The 15643-nt window shown below is 64.0% G+C and carries 19 protein-coding genes; all 19 read left to right on the forward strand.

The features are described 5' to 3' along the window. Positions 1-3 precede the first annotated feature (3 nt). Positions 4-4203: a DNA-directed RNA polymerase subunit beta' gene (gene rpoC, locus TSB10P1A_RS03155; RefSeq protein ID WP_186386445.1), complete on the forward strand. Its 4200-nt coding sequence runs from the start codon at positions 4-6 to the stop codon at positions 4201-4203. Between the two features lie 119 nt (positions 4204-4322). Beyond that, positions 4323-4622, forward strand: a complete 300-nt coding sequence (locus TSB10P1A_RS03160) for a regulator (RefSeq protein ID WP_186386446.1) — start codon at positions 4323-4325, stop codon at positions 4620-4622. A 741-nt stretch (positions 4623-5363) separates the two neighbouring features. Continuing rightward, on the forward strand, positions 5364-5834 hold the full coding sequence (rpsG, locus tag TSB10P1A_RS03165; RefSeq protein ID WP_186386447.1) for a 30S ribosomal protein S7: 471 nt from the start codon (positions 5364-5366) through the stop codon (positions 5832-5834). Positions 5835-5857: 23 nt separating this feature from the next. Continuing rightward, positions 5858-7933 carry an elongation factor G gene (fusA, locus tag TSB10P1A_RS03170; protein WP_186386448.1) on the forward strand — a complete coding sequence of 692 codons (2076 nt, stop codon included), beginning with the start codon at positions 5858-5860 and terminating at the stop codon, positions 7931-7933. Between the two features lie 49 nt (positions 7934-7982). Continuing rightward, complete coding sequence (tuf, locus tag TSB10P1A_RS03175) at positions 7983-9158, forward strand: elongation factor Tu (RefSeq protein ID WP_186386438.1); 1176 nt, start codon at positions 7983-7985, stop codon at positions 9156-9158. Between the two features lie 53 nt (positions 9159-9211). Next, positions 9212-9520, forward strand: coding sequence for a 30S ribosomal protein S10 (rpsJ, locus tag TSB10P1A_RS03180; protein WP_067216522.1), 309 nt, complete (start codon positions 9212-9214; stop codon positions 9518-9520). Positions 9521-9543: 23 nt separating this feature from the next. Beyond that, positions 9544-10257, forward strand: a complete 714-nt coding sequence (gene rplC, locus TSB10P1A_RS03185; protein ID WP_186386449.1) for a 50S ribosomal protein L3 — start codon at positions 9544-9546, stop codon at positions 10255-10257. Further along, positions 10257-10877: a 50S ribosomal protein L4 gene (gene rplD / locus TSB10P1A_RS03190; protein ID WP_186386450.1), complete on the forward strand. Its 621-nt coding sequence runs from the start codon at positions 10257-10259 to the stop codon at positions 10875-10877. Before rplC ends, rplD begins: the two co-directional genes overlap by 1 nt. Beyond that, positions 10874-11167 carry a 50S ribosomal protein L23 gene (locus tag TSB10P1A_RS03195; protein ID WP_186386451.1) on the forward strand — a complete coding sequence of 98 codons (294 nt, stop codon included), beginning with the start codon at positions 10874-10876 and terminating at the stop codon, positions 11165-11167. Before rplD ends, TSB10P1A_RS03195 begins: the two co-directional genes overlap by 4 nt. Before the next feature lie 16 nt (positions 11168-11183). Continuing rightward, on the forward strand, positions 11184-12017 hold the full coding sequence (gene rplB / locus TSB10P1A_RS03200) for a 50S ribosomal protein L2 (RefSeq protein ID WP_186386452.1): 834 nt from the start codon (positions 11184-11186) through the stop codon (positions 12015-12017). Between the two features lie 12 nt (positions 12018-12029). Then, positions 12030-12308, forward strand: coding sequence for a 30S ribosomal protein S19 (gene rpsS, locus TSB10P1A_RS03205; RefSeq protein WP_067216510.1), 279 nt, complete (start codon positions 12030-12032; stop codon positions 12306-12308). 2 nt (positions 12309-12310) lie between these two features. After that, positions 12311-12691 (forward strand): 50S ribosomal protein L22, encoded by a 381-nt coding sequence (gene rplV / locus TSB10P1A_RS03210; protein WP_186386453.1) that lies wholly within the window; start codon positions 12311-12313, stop codon positions 12689-12691. After that, positions 12691-13413 (forward strand): 30S ribosomal protein S3, encoded by a 723-nt coding sequence (gene rpsC / locus TSB10P1A_RS03215; protein WP_186386454.1) that lies wholly within the window; start codon positions 12691-12693, stop codon positions 13411-13413. The genes rplV and rpsC overlap by 1 nt, the downstream gene beginning before the upstream one ends. A 45-nt stretch (positions 13414-13458) precedes the next feature. After that, positions 13459-13872, forward strand: a complete 414-nt coding sequence (gene rplP, locus TSB10P1A_RS03220) for a 50S ribosomal protein L16 (RefSeq protein ID WP_067216503.1) — start codon at positions 13459-13461, stop codon at positions 13870-13872. A gap of 23 nt (positions 13873-13895) precedes the next feature. Beyond that, positions 13896-14096 (forward strand): 50S ribosomal protein L29, encoded by a 201-nt coding sequence (gene rpmC / locus TSB10P1A_RS03225; protein ID WP_067216501.1) that lies wholly within the window; start codon positions 13896-13898, stop codon positions 14094-14096. A 10-nt stretch (positions 14097-14106) separates the two neighbouring features. Beyond that, positions 14107-14349, forward strand: coding sequence for a 30S ribosomal protein S17 (gene rpsQ / locus TSB10P1A_RS03230; RefSeq protein WP_067216498.1), 243 nt, complete (start codon positions 14107-14109; stop codon positions 14347-14349). A gap of 56 nt (positions 14350-14405) precedes the next feature. Then, positions 14406-14774: a 50S ribosomal protein L14 gene (gene rplN / locus TSB10P1A_RS03235; RefSeq protein ID WP_067216497.1), complete on the forward strand. Its 369-nt coding sequence runs from the start codon at positions 14406-14408 to the stop codon at positions 14772-14774. Continuing rightward, positions 14774-15091 (forward strand): 50S ribosomal protein L24, encoded by a 318-nt coding sequence (rplX, locus tag TSB10P1A_RS03240; protein WP_067216494.1) that lies wholly within the window; start codon positions 14774-14776, stop codon positions 15089-15091. The genes rplN and rplX overlap by 1 nt, the downstream gene beginning before the upstream one ends. Continuing rightward, a complete protein-coding gene (gene rplE, locus TSB10P1A_RS03245) occupies positions 15084-15641 on the forward strand; it encodes a 50S ribosomal protein L5 (RefSeq protein WP_186386455.1) in 558 nt (185 codons plus the stop codon). The genes rplX and rplE overlap by 8 nt, the downstream gene beginning before the upstream one ends. Positions 15642-15643: the final 2 nt, after the last annotated feature.

Consider the following 15643-nt stretch of genomic DNA (forward strand, 5'->3'; position numbering starts at 1 on the left):
CCCATGAATCATGAGGTCATGAACCTGTTCAACCAGCAGGCTCCCGCCCAGACCTTCGACCACATCAAGATCTCGATCGCTAGCCCCGAGAAGATCATGTCGTGGTCCTACGGCGAAATCAAAAAGCCGGAGACGATCAACTACCGCACGTTCAAGCCGGAGCGGGATGGCCTGTTCTGCGCCCGGGTGTTCGGTCCGATCAAGGACTATGAGTGCCTGTGCGGCAAGTACAAGCGGATGAAGTACAAGGGCGTCATCTGCGAGAAGTGCAACGTCGAGGTCACCCTGTCCCGCGTGCGCCGCGAGCGCATGGGCCATATCGAGCTGGCCGCTCCGGTCGCTCATATCTGGTTCCTGAAGTCGCTGCCCTCGCGCATCGGCCTGCTGCTCGACATGACGCTGAAGGATCTCGAGCGCGTCCTGTACTTCGAGTACTACGTGGTTCTGGAGCCGGGCCTGACGCCGCTGAAGCAGAACCAGCTTCTGTCGGAAGAGGACTTCCTGCGCGCCCAGGACGAGTATGGCGAGGACGCCTTCACGGCGATGATCGGCGCGGAAGCGATCCGCGAGATGCTGATGTCGCTCGACCTGGAGAAGGAGCGCGACCAGATCCGCAAGGAGATCGCCGAGGCGACCACCGAGCTGAAGCCGAAGAAGCTCGCCAAGCGTCTCAAGGTCGTGGAGGCCTTCATCGATTCCGGCAACCGTCCGGAGTGGATGATCCTCACCGTGATCCCGGTCATTCCGCCGGACCTGCGTCCCCTGGTGCCGCTGGATGGCGGCCGCTTCGCGACCTCCGACCTCAACGACCTGTACCGCCGCGTCATCAACCGCAACAATCGTCTGCGGCGTCTGATGGAGCTGCGTGCGCCGGACATCATCATCCGCAATGAGAAGCGCATGCTTCAGGAGTCGGTCGATGCGCTGTTCGACAACGGCCGTCGCGGCCGCGTCATCACCGGTGCCAACAAGCGCCCGCTGAAGTCGCTGTCCGACATGCTGAAGGGCAAGCAGGGCCGCTTCCGCCAGAACCTGCTCGGCAAGCGCGTCGACTATTCCGGCCGTTCGGTGATCACCGTCGGTCCGGAGCTGAAGCTCCACCAGTGCGGCCTGCCGAAGAAGATGGCGCTCGAGCTGTTCAAGCCCTTCATCTACTCGCGCCTCGACGCCAAGGGCTTCTCCTCCACGGTGAAGCAGGCGAAGAAGCTGGTGGAGAAGGAGCGTCCGGAAGTCTGGGATATCCTCGACGAGGTGATCCGCGAGCATCCGGTGCTGCTCAACCGCGCGCCGACCCTGCACCGTCTCGGCATCCAGGCCTTCGAGCCGACGCTGATCGAGGGCAAGGCCATCCAGTTGCATCCGCTCGTCTGCGCGGCGTTCAACGCCGACTTCGACGGTGACCAGATGGCCGTGCACGTGCCGCTTTCGCTGGAAGCCCAGCTCGAAGCGCGCACGCTGATGATGTCGACCAACAACATCCTGCACCCGGCCAACGGATCGCCGATCATCGTGCCGTCGCAGGACATCGTTCTCGGCCTCTACTACCTGTCGCTGATTGCCGACGGGGAGCCAGGCGAGGGCATGGTGTTCGGCAATATCGGCGAGCTGCATCATGCGCTCGAGACGAAGGCCGTGACGCTGCACGCGAAGATCCGCGGCCGCGTCCGCGCCGTCGACGCCGAAGGCAACCTGACCAACCGGATCGTGGAGACCACGCCCGGCCGCATGCTGATCGGCGAGCTCCTGCCGCTGCATCACGAGGTGCCCTACGACGTCTGCAACAAGCTGATGACCAAGAAGGACATCAGCCGCATGATCGACGCCGTGTACCGTGCCTGCGGCCAGAAGGAGACGGTGATCTTCTGCGACCGCATCATGGGTCTCGGCTTCAGCCATGCCTGCCGCGCCGGCATCTCGTTCGGCAAGGACGACATGGTCATTCCGGAGACGAAGGCCGGCCTGGTGGACGAGACCGCGGCGCTCGTGAAGGAATACGAGCAGCAGTACAATGACGGCCTGATCACCCAGGGCGAGAAGTACAACAAGGTCGTCGACGCCTGGGCCAAGTGCACCGACCGCGTCGCCGACGAGATGATGAAGCGCATTCAGGCGGTCCAGCGCGACGAAGAGACCGGGCGTCAGAAGCAGATCAATTCGATCTACATGATGTCCCACTCCGGCGCCCGTGGCAGCCCCGCGCAGATGAAGCAGCTTGCCGGCATGCGCGGCCTGATGGCCAAGCCGTCGGGCGAGATCATCGAGACGCCGATCATCTCGAACTTCAAGGAAGGCCTGTCGGTGCTGGAGTACTTCAACTCCACGCACGGTGCCCGTAAGGGTCTGGCCGACACCGCGCTGAAGACGGCGAACTCGGGTTACCTGACCCGTCGTCTCGTCGACGTGGCGCAGGACTCGATCATCCTGGAGACGGATTGCGGTTCGGAGAACGGCATCACCATCCAGGCGATCGTCGATGCCGGCCAGGTCATCGCCTCGCTCGGTCATCGCGTGCTCGGCCGTACCGCGGCCGAGGACGTGCTGAACCATGCGACCGGCGAGGTCATCGTCCCGCGCGGCACCTTGATCGAGGAGAAGGACGTCGAGGCCATCGAGGCCGCCAACGTCCAGATGATCAAGATCCGCTCGGTGCTGACCTGCGAGACCAAGCGCGGCGTCTGCGCGACCTGCTACGGCCGCGACCTGGCGCGTGGCACGCCGGTGAACATGGGCGAGGCTGTCGGCGTCATCGCGGCGCAGTCGATCGGCGAGCCGGGCACCCAGTTGACCATGCGTACCTTCCACATCGGTGGTACGGCGCAGGTGGTGGACCAGTCCTTCATCGAGTCCAACTTCGACGGCACGGTGAAGATCCGCAACCGCAGCGCGGTGCGCGATTCCGACGGAAACCTCGTCGCGATGGCGCGCAACATGGCGGTGGTGATCATCGACGCCGATGGCAACGAGCGTGCGGTGCATCGCATCACCTACGGCTCGAAGCTGCATGTCGACGAGGGCGACGCGGTCAAGCGCGGCCAGCGCATCGCCGAGTGGGATCCCTACACCCGTCCGATCCTTTCCGAGGTCGATGGCGTCGTCGACGCCGAGGACCTGGTCGAGGGCGTGTCGGTGCAGGAAACCACCGACGAGGCGACCGGCATCACCAAGCGCGTCGTCATGGACTGGCGCACATCGCAGCGCGGCAACGACCTGAAGCCGGCGATCGTCATCAAGGACTCCACCGGCTCGATCAAGAAGCTGCCGCGTGGTGGCGACGCCCGGTCGCTGCTGTCCGTCGATGCGATCCTGTCGGTGCAGATCGGCGCCGAGGTTCAGGCTGGTGACGTGCTGGCGCGTATCCCGATGGAGAGCGCCCGAACCAAGGACATCACCGGCGGTCTGCCGCGTGTGGCCGAACTGTTCGAGGCGCGTCGTCCGAAGGATCACGCGATCATCGCGGAACTGGACGGCACCATCCGCTTCGGTCGCGACTACAAGAACAAGCGGCGCATCATCATCGAGCCGCATGACGAGAGCCTGGAGCCGGTCGAGTACCTCATCCCGAAGGGCAAGCACTTCCATCTGCAGGAAGGCGACACCATCGAGAAGGGCGAATACATCCTCGACGGCAACCCGGCACCGCACGACATCCTGGCCATTCGTGGCGTGGAGGCGCTGGCCGCCTACCTCGTCAACGAGATCCAGGAGGTCTACCGGTTGCAGGGCGTGGTGATCAACGACAAGCACATCGAGGTGATCGTTCGCCAGATGCTGCAGAAGATCGAGATCAACGATCCGGGCGACACGGAACTGCTGGCCGGCGAGCATGTCGACCGTCTCGATCTCGACGACATCAACGAGCGGGCGATCGACGATGCGCGCAAGCCCGCCTCCGGCGTGCCGGTTCTGCTCGGCATCACCAAGGCGAGCCTGCAGACCCGCTCGTTCATCTCCGCCGCGTCCTTCCAGGAGACCACCCGCGTCCTCACCGAGGCGGCGGTCAACGGCAAGCAGGACGAGCTGGAGGGCCTGAAGGAGAACGTCATCGTCGGCCGTCTGATCCCGGCCGGCACCGGCGGCATGATGACCCGTATCCGCCAGATCGCGCAGCACCGCGACGATCTGATCCTGGAGGCGCGCAAGGCGTCGTCCACCGCGGATCAGGCGGACGCCATGCTGGAGGATCTGACGGGGGCGGGCGAGTAAGCTCCCTCCTCAGGGATCGACTGAAGGGAAGGGCCGCCATCGTGCGGCCCTTTTCCTTTGGCGATTGACAGAGACACGTGCCGGCAACAGGCCTGCGGACAGGTTCAAGGAGAGGCGAGATGGCGCCACACTATCGCGATCAGGCGGATGCCCCGGCCGTCTACATCATCCTCGGGCATGCGCGGGCGGCCGACATGGGCACGCCGGAAGCGGCAGTTCCCGTCAACATCCTATTGCGGGCGGCGGACGAGGACAGCGCCGTGCGCATCGCCCTGGAGGCGCTGAAGGGGGAGGGGTTCGTGGAGGCCACCCTCGACCAGATCGGCGTCATCCTTGATGAGCCGGATGACCCGACCTTCGAGCAGGCCTATGAGGATGCGCTCGCGGGCGAGGTTGCCGTCATCGCCTATCGAGGTTGAGGTCCGCCGGCGGCGCGGGAGAATCGCCACGGCTCCGCTGTCTCGCCCCCCGGTTCCGGGCGCGAATCCGAACCCTTGGCGACCTGGAGGGTTGAAAAAGGGTAAAGACAGGGTCGCCATGGCGGCGTCGGTCTGCCAGCGGACCTGTCGCTCGCCCGACCCTGGACCGCTGTGCATGAGCCCGGGGCGGCGTTTCGGTCATTTTATTTCGCTACGCGGCGAAATCGGTTTCTTATATGTCTCGATCTTGGGTGTTGGAGACAGGAAATGCGCGGCTGGCCGGGATTGTCCGGGCCTGGCAAATTCTTCCTCAGCGGACTTGACGCAGGGCGGGCCTGACTGTAGGTTCCGCGCATCCCGAAAGCAGGCGGTAAGCGGCTTTTCGTTCGATGCGACACGCGTTGGACACAGGCCGGCTTAAACGCTGCTGGGATTACGAGGCGAAAAAATATCGTAAGCATGACCGCCTGCGGGTGGTCCTCTCGATTGGCGGCGCCTTTCCCGTTCTGCAACGGGAACAGGCGCGATTCCGTATGTGCTACGGGATCTTCGAACGGTTGGACCCTCGGGGCCGGCCGGAGCGGTCGCCCCGCCTTTCCGTTCGCTCAGGCGGACGGGTGAGAAATTCGCGTTGCGCCGAAGGCGGAACGTAACGGAGTTGGGGCCGGAAACGGTTCCCGTAAGCGCAAGAAAGGCCAGCCCCGGGCTGGTTCTTTGAAAGTCAAGGTCTGAGGATCTGCCATGTCACGCCGTCACAAGGCTGAAAAGCGCGAAATCAATCCCGATCCGAAGTTCGGGGACACCGTTGTCACCAAGTTCATGAATTCGATCATGTACCACGGCAAGAAGTCGGCCGCCGAACGGATCGTCTACGGCGCTTTCGAGGTTATCGAGGGCAAGGTTCGTCAGAACCCGGTCGAGGTGTTCCATGCGGCTCTCGACAATGTCATGCCGCAGGTCGAGGTTCGCTCCCGCCGCGTCGGTGGCGCCACCTATCAGGTGCCGGTCGAGGTCCGTGCGGACCGTCGCCAGGCGCTTGCCATTCGCTGGCTGATCTCTGCAGCCCGCAACCGCAACGAGACGACGATGGTCGATCGTCTGTCCGGCGAGTTGCTGGATGCCGCGAACAACCGCGGTTCCGCCGTCAAGAAGCGCGAAGACACGCACCGCATGGCTGAGGCCAACCGCGCGTTCTCGCACTATCGCTGGTAATCCGGACCGGAGAGGCTGACATCATGTCGCGCACTCACAAGATCGAAGACTACCGCAATTTCGGCATCATGGCCCACATCGATGCGGGCAAGACCACGACGACCGAGCGGATTCTCTTCTACACCGGCAAGAGCCACAAGATCGGCGAAGTCCATGACGGCGCCGCCACGATGGACTGGATGGAGCAGGAGCAGGAGCGTGGCATCACGATCACGTCCGCTGCGACGACGGCCTTCTGGAACAACAAGCGGCTGAACATCATCGATACGCCGGGTCACGTCGACTTCACCATCGAGGTCGAGCGCTCCCTGCGTGTGCTCGACGGTGCGGTGGCGCTGCTTGATGCCAATGCCGGTGTCGAGCCGCAGACCGAGACCGTGTGGCGCCAGGCGGACAAGTATCACGTCCCGCGCATGATCTTCGTCAACAAGATGGACAAGCTTGGCGCGGACTTCTACCGCTGCGTCGAGATGATCAAGACGCGCCTTGGTGCCAAGCCGCTCGTCATGCAGCTCCCGGTGGGTGCCGAGAGCGAGTTTGCCGGCGTTGTCGACCTGATCAAGATGAAGGCCCTGATCTGGCGCGACGAGTCGCTCGGCGCCGCCTGGGACGAGATCGACATCCCCGCGGACCTCGCCGACAAGGCGCAGGAGTATCGCGATCTGATGATCGAGACCGCCGTCGAGGCCGACGAGGCCGCGATGGAAGCCTATCTCGAGGGCGAGGAGCCGACGGTCGAGGGTCTGAAGGCGCTCATCCGCAAGGGCACGGTGAACAGCGAGTTCGTTCCGGTGTTCTGCGGTTCGGCCTTCAAGAACAAGGGCGTGCAGCCGTTGCTCGACGGTGTCGTCGACTACCTGCCGAGCCCGGTCGACGTTCCGGCGATCAAGGGTATCGACCCGAAGACCGAGACCGAGACCAATCGCAAGTCGAGCGACGAAGAGCCGCTCTCCATGCTGGCCTTCAAGATCGCCAACGATCCGTTCGTCGGCTCGCTGACCTTCTGCCGCATCTACTCCGGCGTCCTGACCAAGGGCGTGTCTCTCCAGAACACCGTGAAGGAGAAGAAGGAGCGCGTCGGCCGCATGATGCAGATGCACGCGAATTCGCGTGAGGACATCGAGATCGCCTATGCGGGCGACATCGTCGCGATCGCCGGCCTGAAGGACACGACCACGGGCGACACGCTGTGCGACCCGCTGAAGCCGGTCATCCTGGAGCGCATGGAGTTCCCGGATCCGGTCATCGAGATCGCCGTCGAGCCGAAGACCAAGGGCGACCAGGAGAAGATGGGCCTGGCGCTCAACCGTCTGGCCGCCGAGGATCCGTCCTTCCGCGTCAAGACCGACGAGGAGTCCGGCCAGACGATCATCGCCGGCATGGGCGAGCTTCACCTCGACATCATCGTCGATCGCATGAAGCGCGAGTTCAAGGTCGAGGCCAATATCGGCGCGCCGCAGGTGGCCTATCGCGAGACGATCACCCGCCAGGCGGAGATCGACTACACCCACAAGAAGCAGACCGGCGGTACGGGCCAGTTCGCCCGCATCAAGCTGGTGATCGAGCCGAACGAGCCGGGTGCCGGCTACGCGTTCCAGAGCACGATCGTGGGTGGTTCGGTCCCGAAGGAGTACATCCCGGGCGTCACCAAGGGTATCGAGAGCGTCATGTCCTCGGGCCCGCTGGCCGGCTTCCCGATGGTCGACATCAAGGCCACCCTCATCGACGGTGCCTACCATGACGTCGACTCCTCGGTCCTGGCGTTCGAGATCGCGGCGCGTGCCGGTTTCCGTGAGGCCATTCAGAAGGCCGCTCCGAAGCTGCTCGAGCCGATCATGAAGGTCGAGGTGGTGACGCCTGAAGACTATATGGGCGATGTCATCGGCGATCTGAACTCCCGTCGTGGCCAGATCACCGGCACCGAGAATCGCGGTGTCGTCACCGCGGTGAACGCCATGGTGCCGCTGGCCAACATGTTCGGTTACGTCAACAACCTGCGCTCGATGTCGCAGGGACGTGCCCAGTACTCGATGGTGTTCGACCACTACGAGCAGGTTCCGCAGGCTGTCGCGCAGGAAGTTCAGGCCAAGTACGCCTGATTGCCGTCACCGCCACATCAACTGAATAAACAAGGTACGGAGAAATCCGATGGCGAAAGCAAAGTTTGAGCGGACGAAGCCGCACGTGAACATTGGCACGATCGGCCACGTCGACCATGGCAAGACGACGCTGACGGCGGCGATCACGAAGTTTTTCGGCGAGTTCAAGGCGTATGACCAGATCGACGCGGCGCCGGAAGAGCGGGCCCGCGGCATCACGATCTCGACGGCGCATGTCGAGTACGAGACGGAAGCGCGTCACTACGCTCACGTGGACTGCCCGGGTCACGCCGACTACGTGAAGAACATGATCACGGGTGCGGCGCAGATGGACGGCGCGATCCTGGTCTGCTCGGCGGCCGACGGCCCGATGCCGCAGACCCGCGAGCACATCCTGCTGGCCCGTCAGGTCGGCGTTCCGGCTCTGGTCGTGTTCCTGAACAAGGTCGACCAGGTGGACGATGCCGAGCTGCTCGAGCTGGTCGAGATGGAAGTGCGCGAGCTGCTTTCGTCCTACGAGTTCCCGGGCGACGACATTCCGATCGTTGCCGGTTCGGCGCTTGCGGCTCTCGAGGGTCGCGACGAGGCGATCGGCGAGACGAAGATCCGCGAGCTGATGGCTGCGGTCGACGACTACATCCCGACGCCGGAGCGTCCGGTTGACATGCCGTTCCTGATGCCGATCGAGGACGTGTTCTCGATCTCGGGCCGCGGCACGGTTGTGACGGGTCGCGTCGAGCGCGGCATCGTGAAGGTTGGCGAGGAAGTCGAGATCGTCGGCATCCGCGACACCCGGAAGACGACGGTGACGGGCGTCGAGATGTTCCGCAAGCTTCTGGACCAGGGCCAGGCCGGCGACAACATCGGCGCGCTGATCCGCGGCGTTGGCCGTGAGGACGTGGAGCGTGGTCAGGTTCTGTGCAAGCCGGGTTCGGTGACGCCGCACACGAAGTTCAAGGCCGAGGCCTACATCCTGACGAAGGAAGAGGGTGGCCGTCACACGCCGTTCTTCACCAACTACCGTCCGCAGTTCTACTTCCGCACGACGGACGTGACGGGTGTGGTGTCGCTGCCGGAAGGCACGGAGATGGTGATGCCGGGGGACAACGTGTCGGTCGAGGTCGAGCTGATCGTGCCGATCGCGATGGAAGAGGGCCTGCGCTTCGCGATCCGCGAAGGCGGCCGTACCGTCGGCGCCGGCGTCGTCGCCTCCATCATCAAGTAACCAACAAGGCGGAACGGATACCCCGTTCCGCCGTCCCGCTCGGGGATTGAGAGATGAACGGTCAGAACATTCGGATCCGTCTCAAGGCGTTCGACCATCGAGTTCTCGATGCGTCGACCCGCGAGATCGTCAACACGGCGAAGCGGACCGGTGCACAAGTTCGCGGCCCGGTGCCGCTGCCCACGCGGATCGAGAAGTACACCGTGCTTCGTGGTCCGCATATCGACAAGAAAAGCCGTGATCAGTTCGAGATGCGCACTCACAAGCGCCTCCTCGACATCGTTGATCCGACGCCGCAGACCGTGGACGCGCTGATGAAGCTCGACCTCGCGGCCGGTGTCGACGTCGAGATCAAGCTGTAAGGCGCTCACAAGGGGACACGCCGATGCGTTCTGGAGTGATCGCACAGAAGGTGGGTATGACGCGCATCTATAACGATGCGGGTGAGCATGTGCCGGTGACGGTGCTGAAGCTCGAAAACTGTCAGGTCGTTGCCCACCGGACGGAAGAGAAGAATGGCTATGTCGCGCTGCAGGTCGGCGCCGGTCTGGCCAAGGTGAAGAATACGTCGAAGGCCATGCGCGGTCATTTCGCCGTTGCCAGCGTCGAGCCGAAGCGCAAGCTCGCCGAGTTCCGCGTCTCCCAGGAGAACGTGATCGAGGTGGGTGCGGAGATCACGGCCGACCATTTCGTCGAGGGCCAGTTCGTGGACGTCACGGGCACCTCGATCGGCAAGGGCTTCGCCGGTGCCATGAAGCGTCACAACTTCGGTGGTCTGCGCGCCTCGCACGGCGTGTCGATCTCGCACCGTTCGCATGGTTCCGTCGGCCAGTGCCAGGACCCGGGCAAGATCTTCAAGGGTAAGAAGATGGCCGGTCACATGGGCGCCGAGCAGGTGACGACGCAGAACCTGAAGATCGTCCGCACCGATCCGGAGCGCGGCCTGATCATGATCCAGGGCGCGGTCCCGGGTTCGAAGGGCGGCTGGATCGTCGTTCGCGACGCCGTCAAGAAGGCCCTGCCGGATGGCGTGCCGACGCCGGGCGCGTTCCGTGCGTCCGCCGCTGCCGCTGCTGCGGTCGAGAAGGAGAGCGAGTGATGGAACTTGAGGTGAAGACCCTCGACGGGGCCGCCGCCGGTTCGATCACGGTGTCGGACGAGATCTTCGGTCTCGACCCGCGCACCGACCTGATCCACCGCGTCGTGCGCTGGCAGCTTGCCAAGCGCCAGGCCGGTACCCACAAGGCGAAGCAGCGCTCGGAAGTCACTGGCTCGACGAAGAAGTTCGTCCGCCAGAAGGGCTCCGGCGGCGCCCGCCACGGCAACAAGAAGGCTCCGCAGTTCCGCGGTGGCGGCAAGGCGCACGGCCCGGTCGTGCGCAGCCACGCCCACGATCTGCCGAAGAAGATCCGCGCGCTCGGCCTGCGCCATGCCCTGTCCGCGAAGGTGAAGGCCGAAGGCCTGATCATCGTGGAGGCGGCGGCGATCGACGAGGCGAAGACGAAGGCGCTTGTCGCTCGCTTCGCCAAGCTGGGCCTGACCAACGCGCTGTTCATCGACGGCAGCGAGCTGGATCGGAATTTCGGCCTGGCGTCGCGCAACATTCCCGCGATCGACGTGCTGCCGGTCGAGGGCATCAATGTCTACGACATCCTGCGTCGTGAGACGCTGGTGCTGACCAAGTCGGCGGTGACGGCTCTCGAGGAGCGGTTCAAATGACCAACCTGAAGCACTATGACACGGTCGTTTCCCCGGTGATCACCGAGAAGGCGACCTTCGCTTCGGAGCAGAACAAGGTCGTGTTCAACGTCTCTTCGACGGCGACCAAGCCCGAGATCAAGGCAGCCGTCGAGGCGCTGTTCGGCGTCAAGGTCACGGCAGTGAACACCCTCGTCCGCAAGGGCAAGGTGAAGCGCTTCCGCGGTCGTATCGGCCAGCAGTCCGACGTCAAGAAGGCGGTCGTGACGCTTGCCGATGGCCAGTCCATCGACGTCACCACCGGACTCTGAGGGCGGAGAAGGAAAGATGGCACTCAAGACCTTTAATCCGACGTCGCCCGGCCGCCGCCAGTTGGTGATGGTCGACCGCTCGACCCTCTACAAGGGCAAGCCGGTCAAGACGCTCACGGAAGGCCTGTCGAAGACGGGCGGCCGCAACAACATGGGCCGCACGACCTCTCCGAACCGGGGTGGTGGACACAAGCGCCGCTACCGTCTGATCGACTTCAAGCGCACGAAGGCGGACATGTTCGCGACCGTCGAGCGCATCGAGTACGATCCGAACCGGACCGCGTTCATCGCCCTCATCAAGTATGAGGACGGCGAGCTGGCCTACATCCTGGCGCCGCAGCGCCTGGCCGTTGGCGACAAGGTCGTCTCGGGCAAGCTGGTCGACGTGAAGCCGGGCAACGCGATGCCGCTGGCGTCGATCCCGGTCGGCACCATCGTGCACAATGTCGAGATGAAGCCGGGCAAGGGCGGTCAGATCGCCCGCTCCGCCGGCGCCTACGCTCAGATCGTCGGCCGCGACCAAGGTTACACCACGGTCCGCCTGCAGTCGGGCGAGCAGCGCCGCATCCTCGGCACCTGCATGGCCTCGATCGGTGCCGTGTCCAACCCGGATCACGGCAACATCAACCTCGGCAAGGCCGGTCGGTCGCGCTGGATGGGTCGTCGTCCGCATGTGCGCGGTGTCGCCATGAACCCGGTCGATCACCCGCATGGTGGTGGCGAGGGCCGCACCTCGGGTGGCCGTCATCCGGTCACCCCGTGGGGCAAGCCGACCAAGGGCAAGCGCACGCGTCGCAACAAGGCCACGGACAAGTTCATCGTCCGCAGCCGCCACGCGCGCAAGAAGTAAGAGGGGCCTGGAATGGCACGTTCTGTTTGGAAAGGCCCGTTCGTCGACGGCTTTCTGCTGAAGAAGGCAGAGAAGGTCCGCGCCTCGGGTCGCAACGAAGTCATCAAGATGTGGAGCCGGCGCTCGACCATCCTGCCGCAGTTCGTCGGTCTGACCTTCGGCGTCTACAATGGTCAGAAGCACGTTCCGGTTCTGGTGTCCGAGGACATGATCGGTCACAAGTTCGGCGAGTTCTCGCCGACCCGGACCTATTACGGCCACGGCGCTGACAAGAAGGCGAAGAGGAAGTAACGATGGGCAAGCCGAAGGGCGGGCGCGCGCTCGCCGATAACGAGGCGAAGGCGGTCGCCCGGATGCTGCGGGTCTCGCCGCGCAAGCTCAACCTCGTCGCGGCCTCGATCCGCGGCAAGAAGGTTGAAAAGGCGCTCGCCGACCTCACCTTCTCCCGCAAGCGGATCTCCGACGACGTCAAGAAGACGCTGATGTCGGCGATCGCCAATGCCGAGAACAATCACGATCTCGACGTCGACAGCCTTGTCGTCGCCGAGGCCCATGTGGGCAAGGCTTTCGTGATCAAGCGGTTCCAGGCGCGTGCTCGCGGCCGCGTCGGTCGGATCGAGAAGCCGTTTTCGAACCTGACCATCGTCGTCCGCGAAATCGAGGAGACTGTCTGATGGGACAGAAAGTTAATCCGATCGGCCTGCGGCTCGGCATCAACCGCACCTGGGATTCGCGCTGGTACGCGGACAAGGGCGAGTACGGCAAGCTGCTGCACGAGGATTTCCGCATTCGCGAGTATATCCTCAAGGCCCTGAAGCAGGCGGCGGTCTCCAAGGTCGTCGTCGAGCGCCCGCACCGCAAGTGCCGCGTCACGGTCCATTCGGGCCGCCCTGGCGTGATCATCGGCAAGAAGGGCGCCGACATCGAGAAGCTGCGCAAGGCGCTGTCCGAGATGACCTCGTCGGACGTGCACATCAACATCGTTGAGGTGCGCAAGCCCGAGATCGACGCCCAGTTGGTCGCCGACTCGATCTCGCAGCAGCTCGAGCGCCGCGTCGCGTTCCGCCGCGCCATGAAGCGCGCCGTTCAGTCGGCGATGCGCATGGGCGCCCAGGGCATCCGCATCAACTGCGGCGGCCGTCTGGGTGGCGCGGAGATCGCGCGGACCGAGTGGTATCGCGAGGGCCGGGTGCCGCTGCACACGCTGCGCGCGGACATCGACTATGGTGTTTCGACGGCGCATACGGCCTACGGCACCTGCGGCGTCAAGGTCTGGATCTTCAAGGGCGAGATCCTTGAGCACGATCCGATGGCCTCCGAGCGCCGCGCGGTCGAGGGCGACGGGACCAATCAGGGCGGCGGACGCCGCGAGCGCGAGCGCGGCCGCGCCGCCTAACGGCGCCGGTCGGGTCTTGGACAGAAGCAAAGAGCGAGAGAAGAGATGCTGCAACCGAAGCGAACGAAGTTCCGCAAGCAGCACAAGGGCCGGATCCACGGCACCGCCAAGGGCGGTACGGATCTCAACTTCGGCGCCTTCGGCCTCAAGGCCGTCGAGCCGGAGCGGGTGACCGCGCGCCAGATCGAGGCGGCCCGTCGTGCCATGACCCGTCACATGAAGCGTGCGGGCCGTGTTTGGATCAGGATCTTCCCGGACGTGCCGGTTTCGTCGAAGCCGACCGAAGTCCGCATGGGTAAGGGTAAGGGTTCGCCGGACTATTGGGCCTGCAAGGTCAAGCCCGGTCGGATCATGTTCGAAATCGACGGCGTGCCGGAAGATACGGCGCGCGAGGCGATGCGCCTTGCGGCAGCGAAGCTGCCGATCAAGTGCCGCTTCGTCCAGCGTATCGCCGACTGAGGCGCGACCAGGAGACTAGTGCCATGAAGGCGACAGACGTTCGGGCAAAGACCATGGACGAGCTGGGAACGGAGCTCGAGAGCCTGAAGAAGGAGCAGTTCAACCTGCGCTTTCAGCGGGCCACCGGCCAGCTTGAGAACACGGCGCGGGTTCGCCAGGTGCGCCGCGACATCGCCCGCATCCAGACTATCATGCGCGAGAAGCGCGTGGCGACAAGCGCGTAAGGAGATCGAAATGCCGAAACGCGTTCTGCAGGGCGTCGTGGTCAGCGACGCCAACGAAAAGACGGTGACGGTTCGTGTGGAGCGCCGCTTCACGCATCCGCTCTACAAGAAGACCGTTCGTCGCTCGAAGAAGTATCGGGCGCATGACGAGACCAACGCGCACAAGGTCGGGGACACCGTCCTCATCCAGGAATGCGCGCCGATCTCGAAGACCAAAACCTGGACCGTTGTCGAAGGGTCGACCGCGGACTGACGTGACTTCCGGCGTCCGGTGTCGGGCGCGGTGAAAGAAGAATAAGGCGGCCAGTCATGATTCAGATGCAAACAAACCTCGACGTGGCGGACAATTCCGGCGCCCGTCGTGTCATGTGCATCAAGGTGCTCGGCGGCTCGAAGCGGAAATATGCCAGCGTCGGCGACATCATCGTCGTCAGCGTCAAGGAGGCCAATCCGCGCGGCCGCGTCAAGAAGGGCGACGTGATGAAAGCGGTCGTTGTGCGCACGGCGAAGGATATCCGCCGGCCCGACGGCTCCGTGATCCGGTTCGACCGCAATGCGGCCGTGCTGGTCAACAACAACAAGGAACCGATCGGGACCCGTATCTTCGGCCCGGTTCCGCGTGAACTGCGTGCGAAGAACCACATGAAGGTGATCTCGCTCGCGCCGGAGGTTTTGTAATGGCCGCCAAGATCAAGAAGGGCGACACTGTCGTCGTGCTCACCGGCCGTGACAAGGGCAAGACCGGTGAAATTGTCCGCATGCTGCCGGATGAGAACAAGGCTGTGGTGCGTGGCGTGAATGTGGTTCGTCGCCACCAGCGCCAGACCGCCCAGTCGGAAGGTGGCATCGTTTCGAAGGAGCTGCCGGTTCACGTGTCGAACCTGGCGCTTGCCGACCCCAAGGATGGCAAGCCGACGCGCGTCGGGTTCCAGATCAAGGAAGACGGCACCAAGGTGCGCGTGGCCAAGCGTTCGGGGGATCTGATCGATGGCTGAGACCAAGACCGCTCCGCGGCTGAAGACGGAATATCTGGAAAAGATCCGTCCGGCCCTGCAGGAGAAGTTCAACTACAAGAACCCGATGCAGATCCCGACGCTTGAGAAGATCGTTCTCAACATGGGCGTGGGCGAAGCCGTCGCGGACAGCAAGAAGGCGAAGATCGCCGCCGAGGACCTGGCGATGATCGCCGGTCAGAAGCCGGTGATCACCCGCGCTCGCAAGTCCATCGCCACCTTCAAGGTGCGCGAGGGCATGCCGCTCGGCGCCAAGGTCACGCTGCGCGGCGAGCGCATGTACGAGTTCCTGGACCGCCTGATCACCATCGCGCTGCCGCGCGTTCGTGACTTCCGCGGCCTGAACGCGAAGAGCTTCGACGGGCGTGGCAACTATGCCATGGGCATCAAGGAGCACATCGTGTTCCCGGAGATCAATTACGACAAGGTTGACCAGATCTGGGGCCTTGACGTGATCGTGTGCACGTCTGCGGACAATGATGACGAGGCGCGCGAGCTTCTGCGCGCGTTCAACTTCCCGTTCCGTAAGTAAAC

This window comes from Stappia sp. TSB10P1A (assembly GCF_900185725.1).
Lineage (GTDB): Bacteria > Pseudomonadota > Alphaproteobacteria > Rhizobiales > Stappiaceae > Stappia.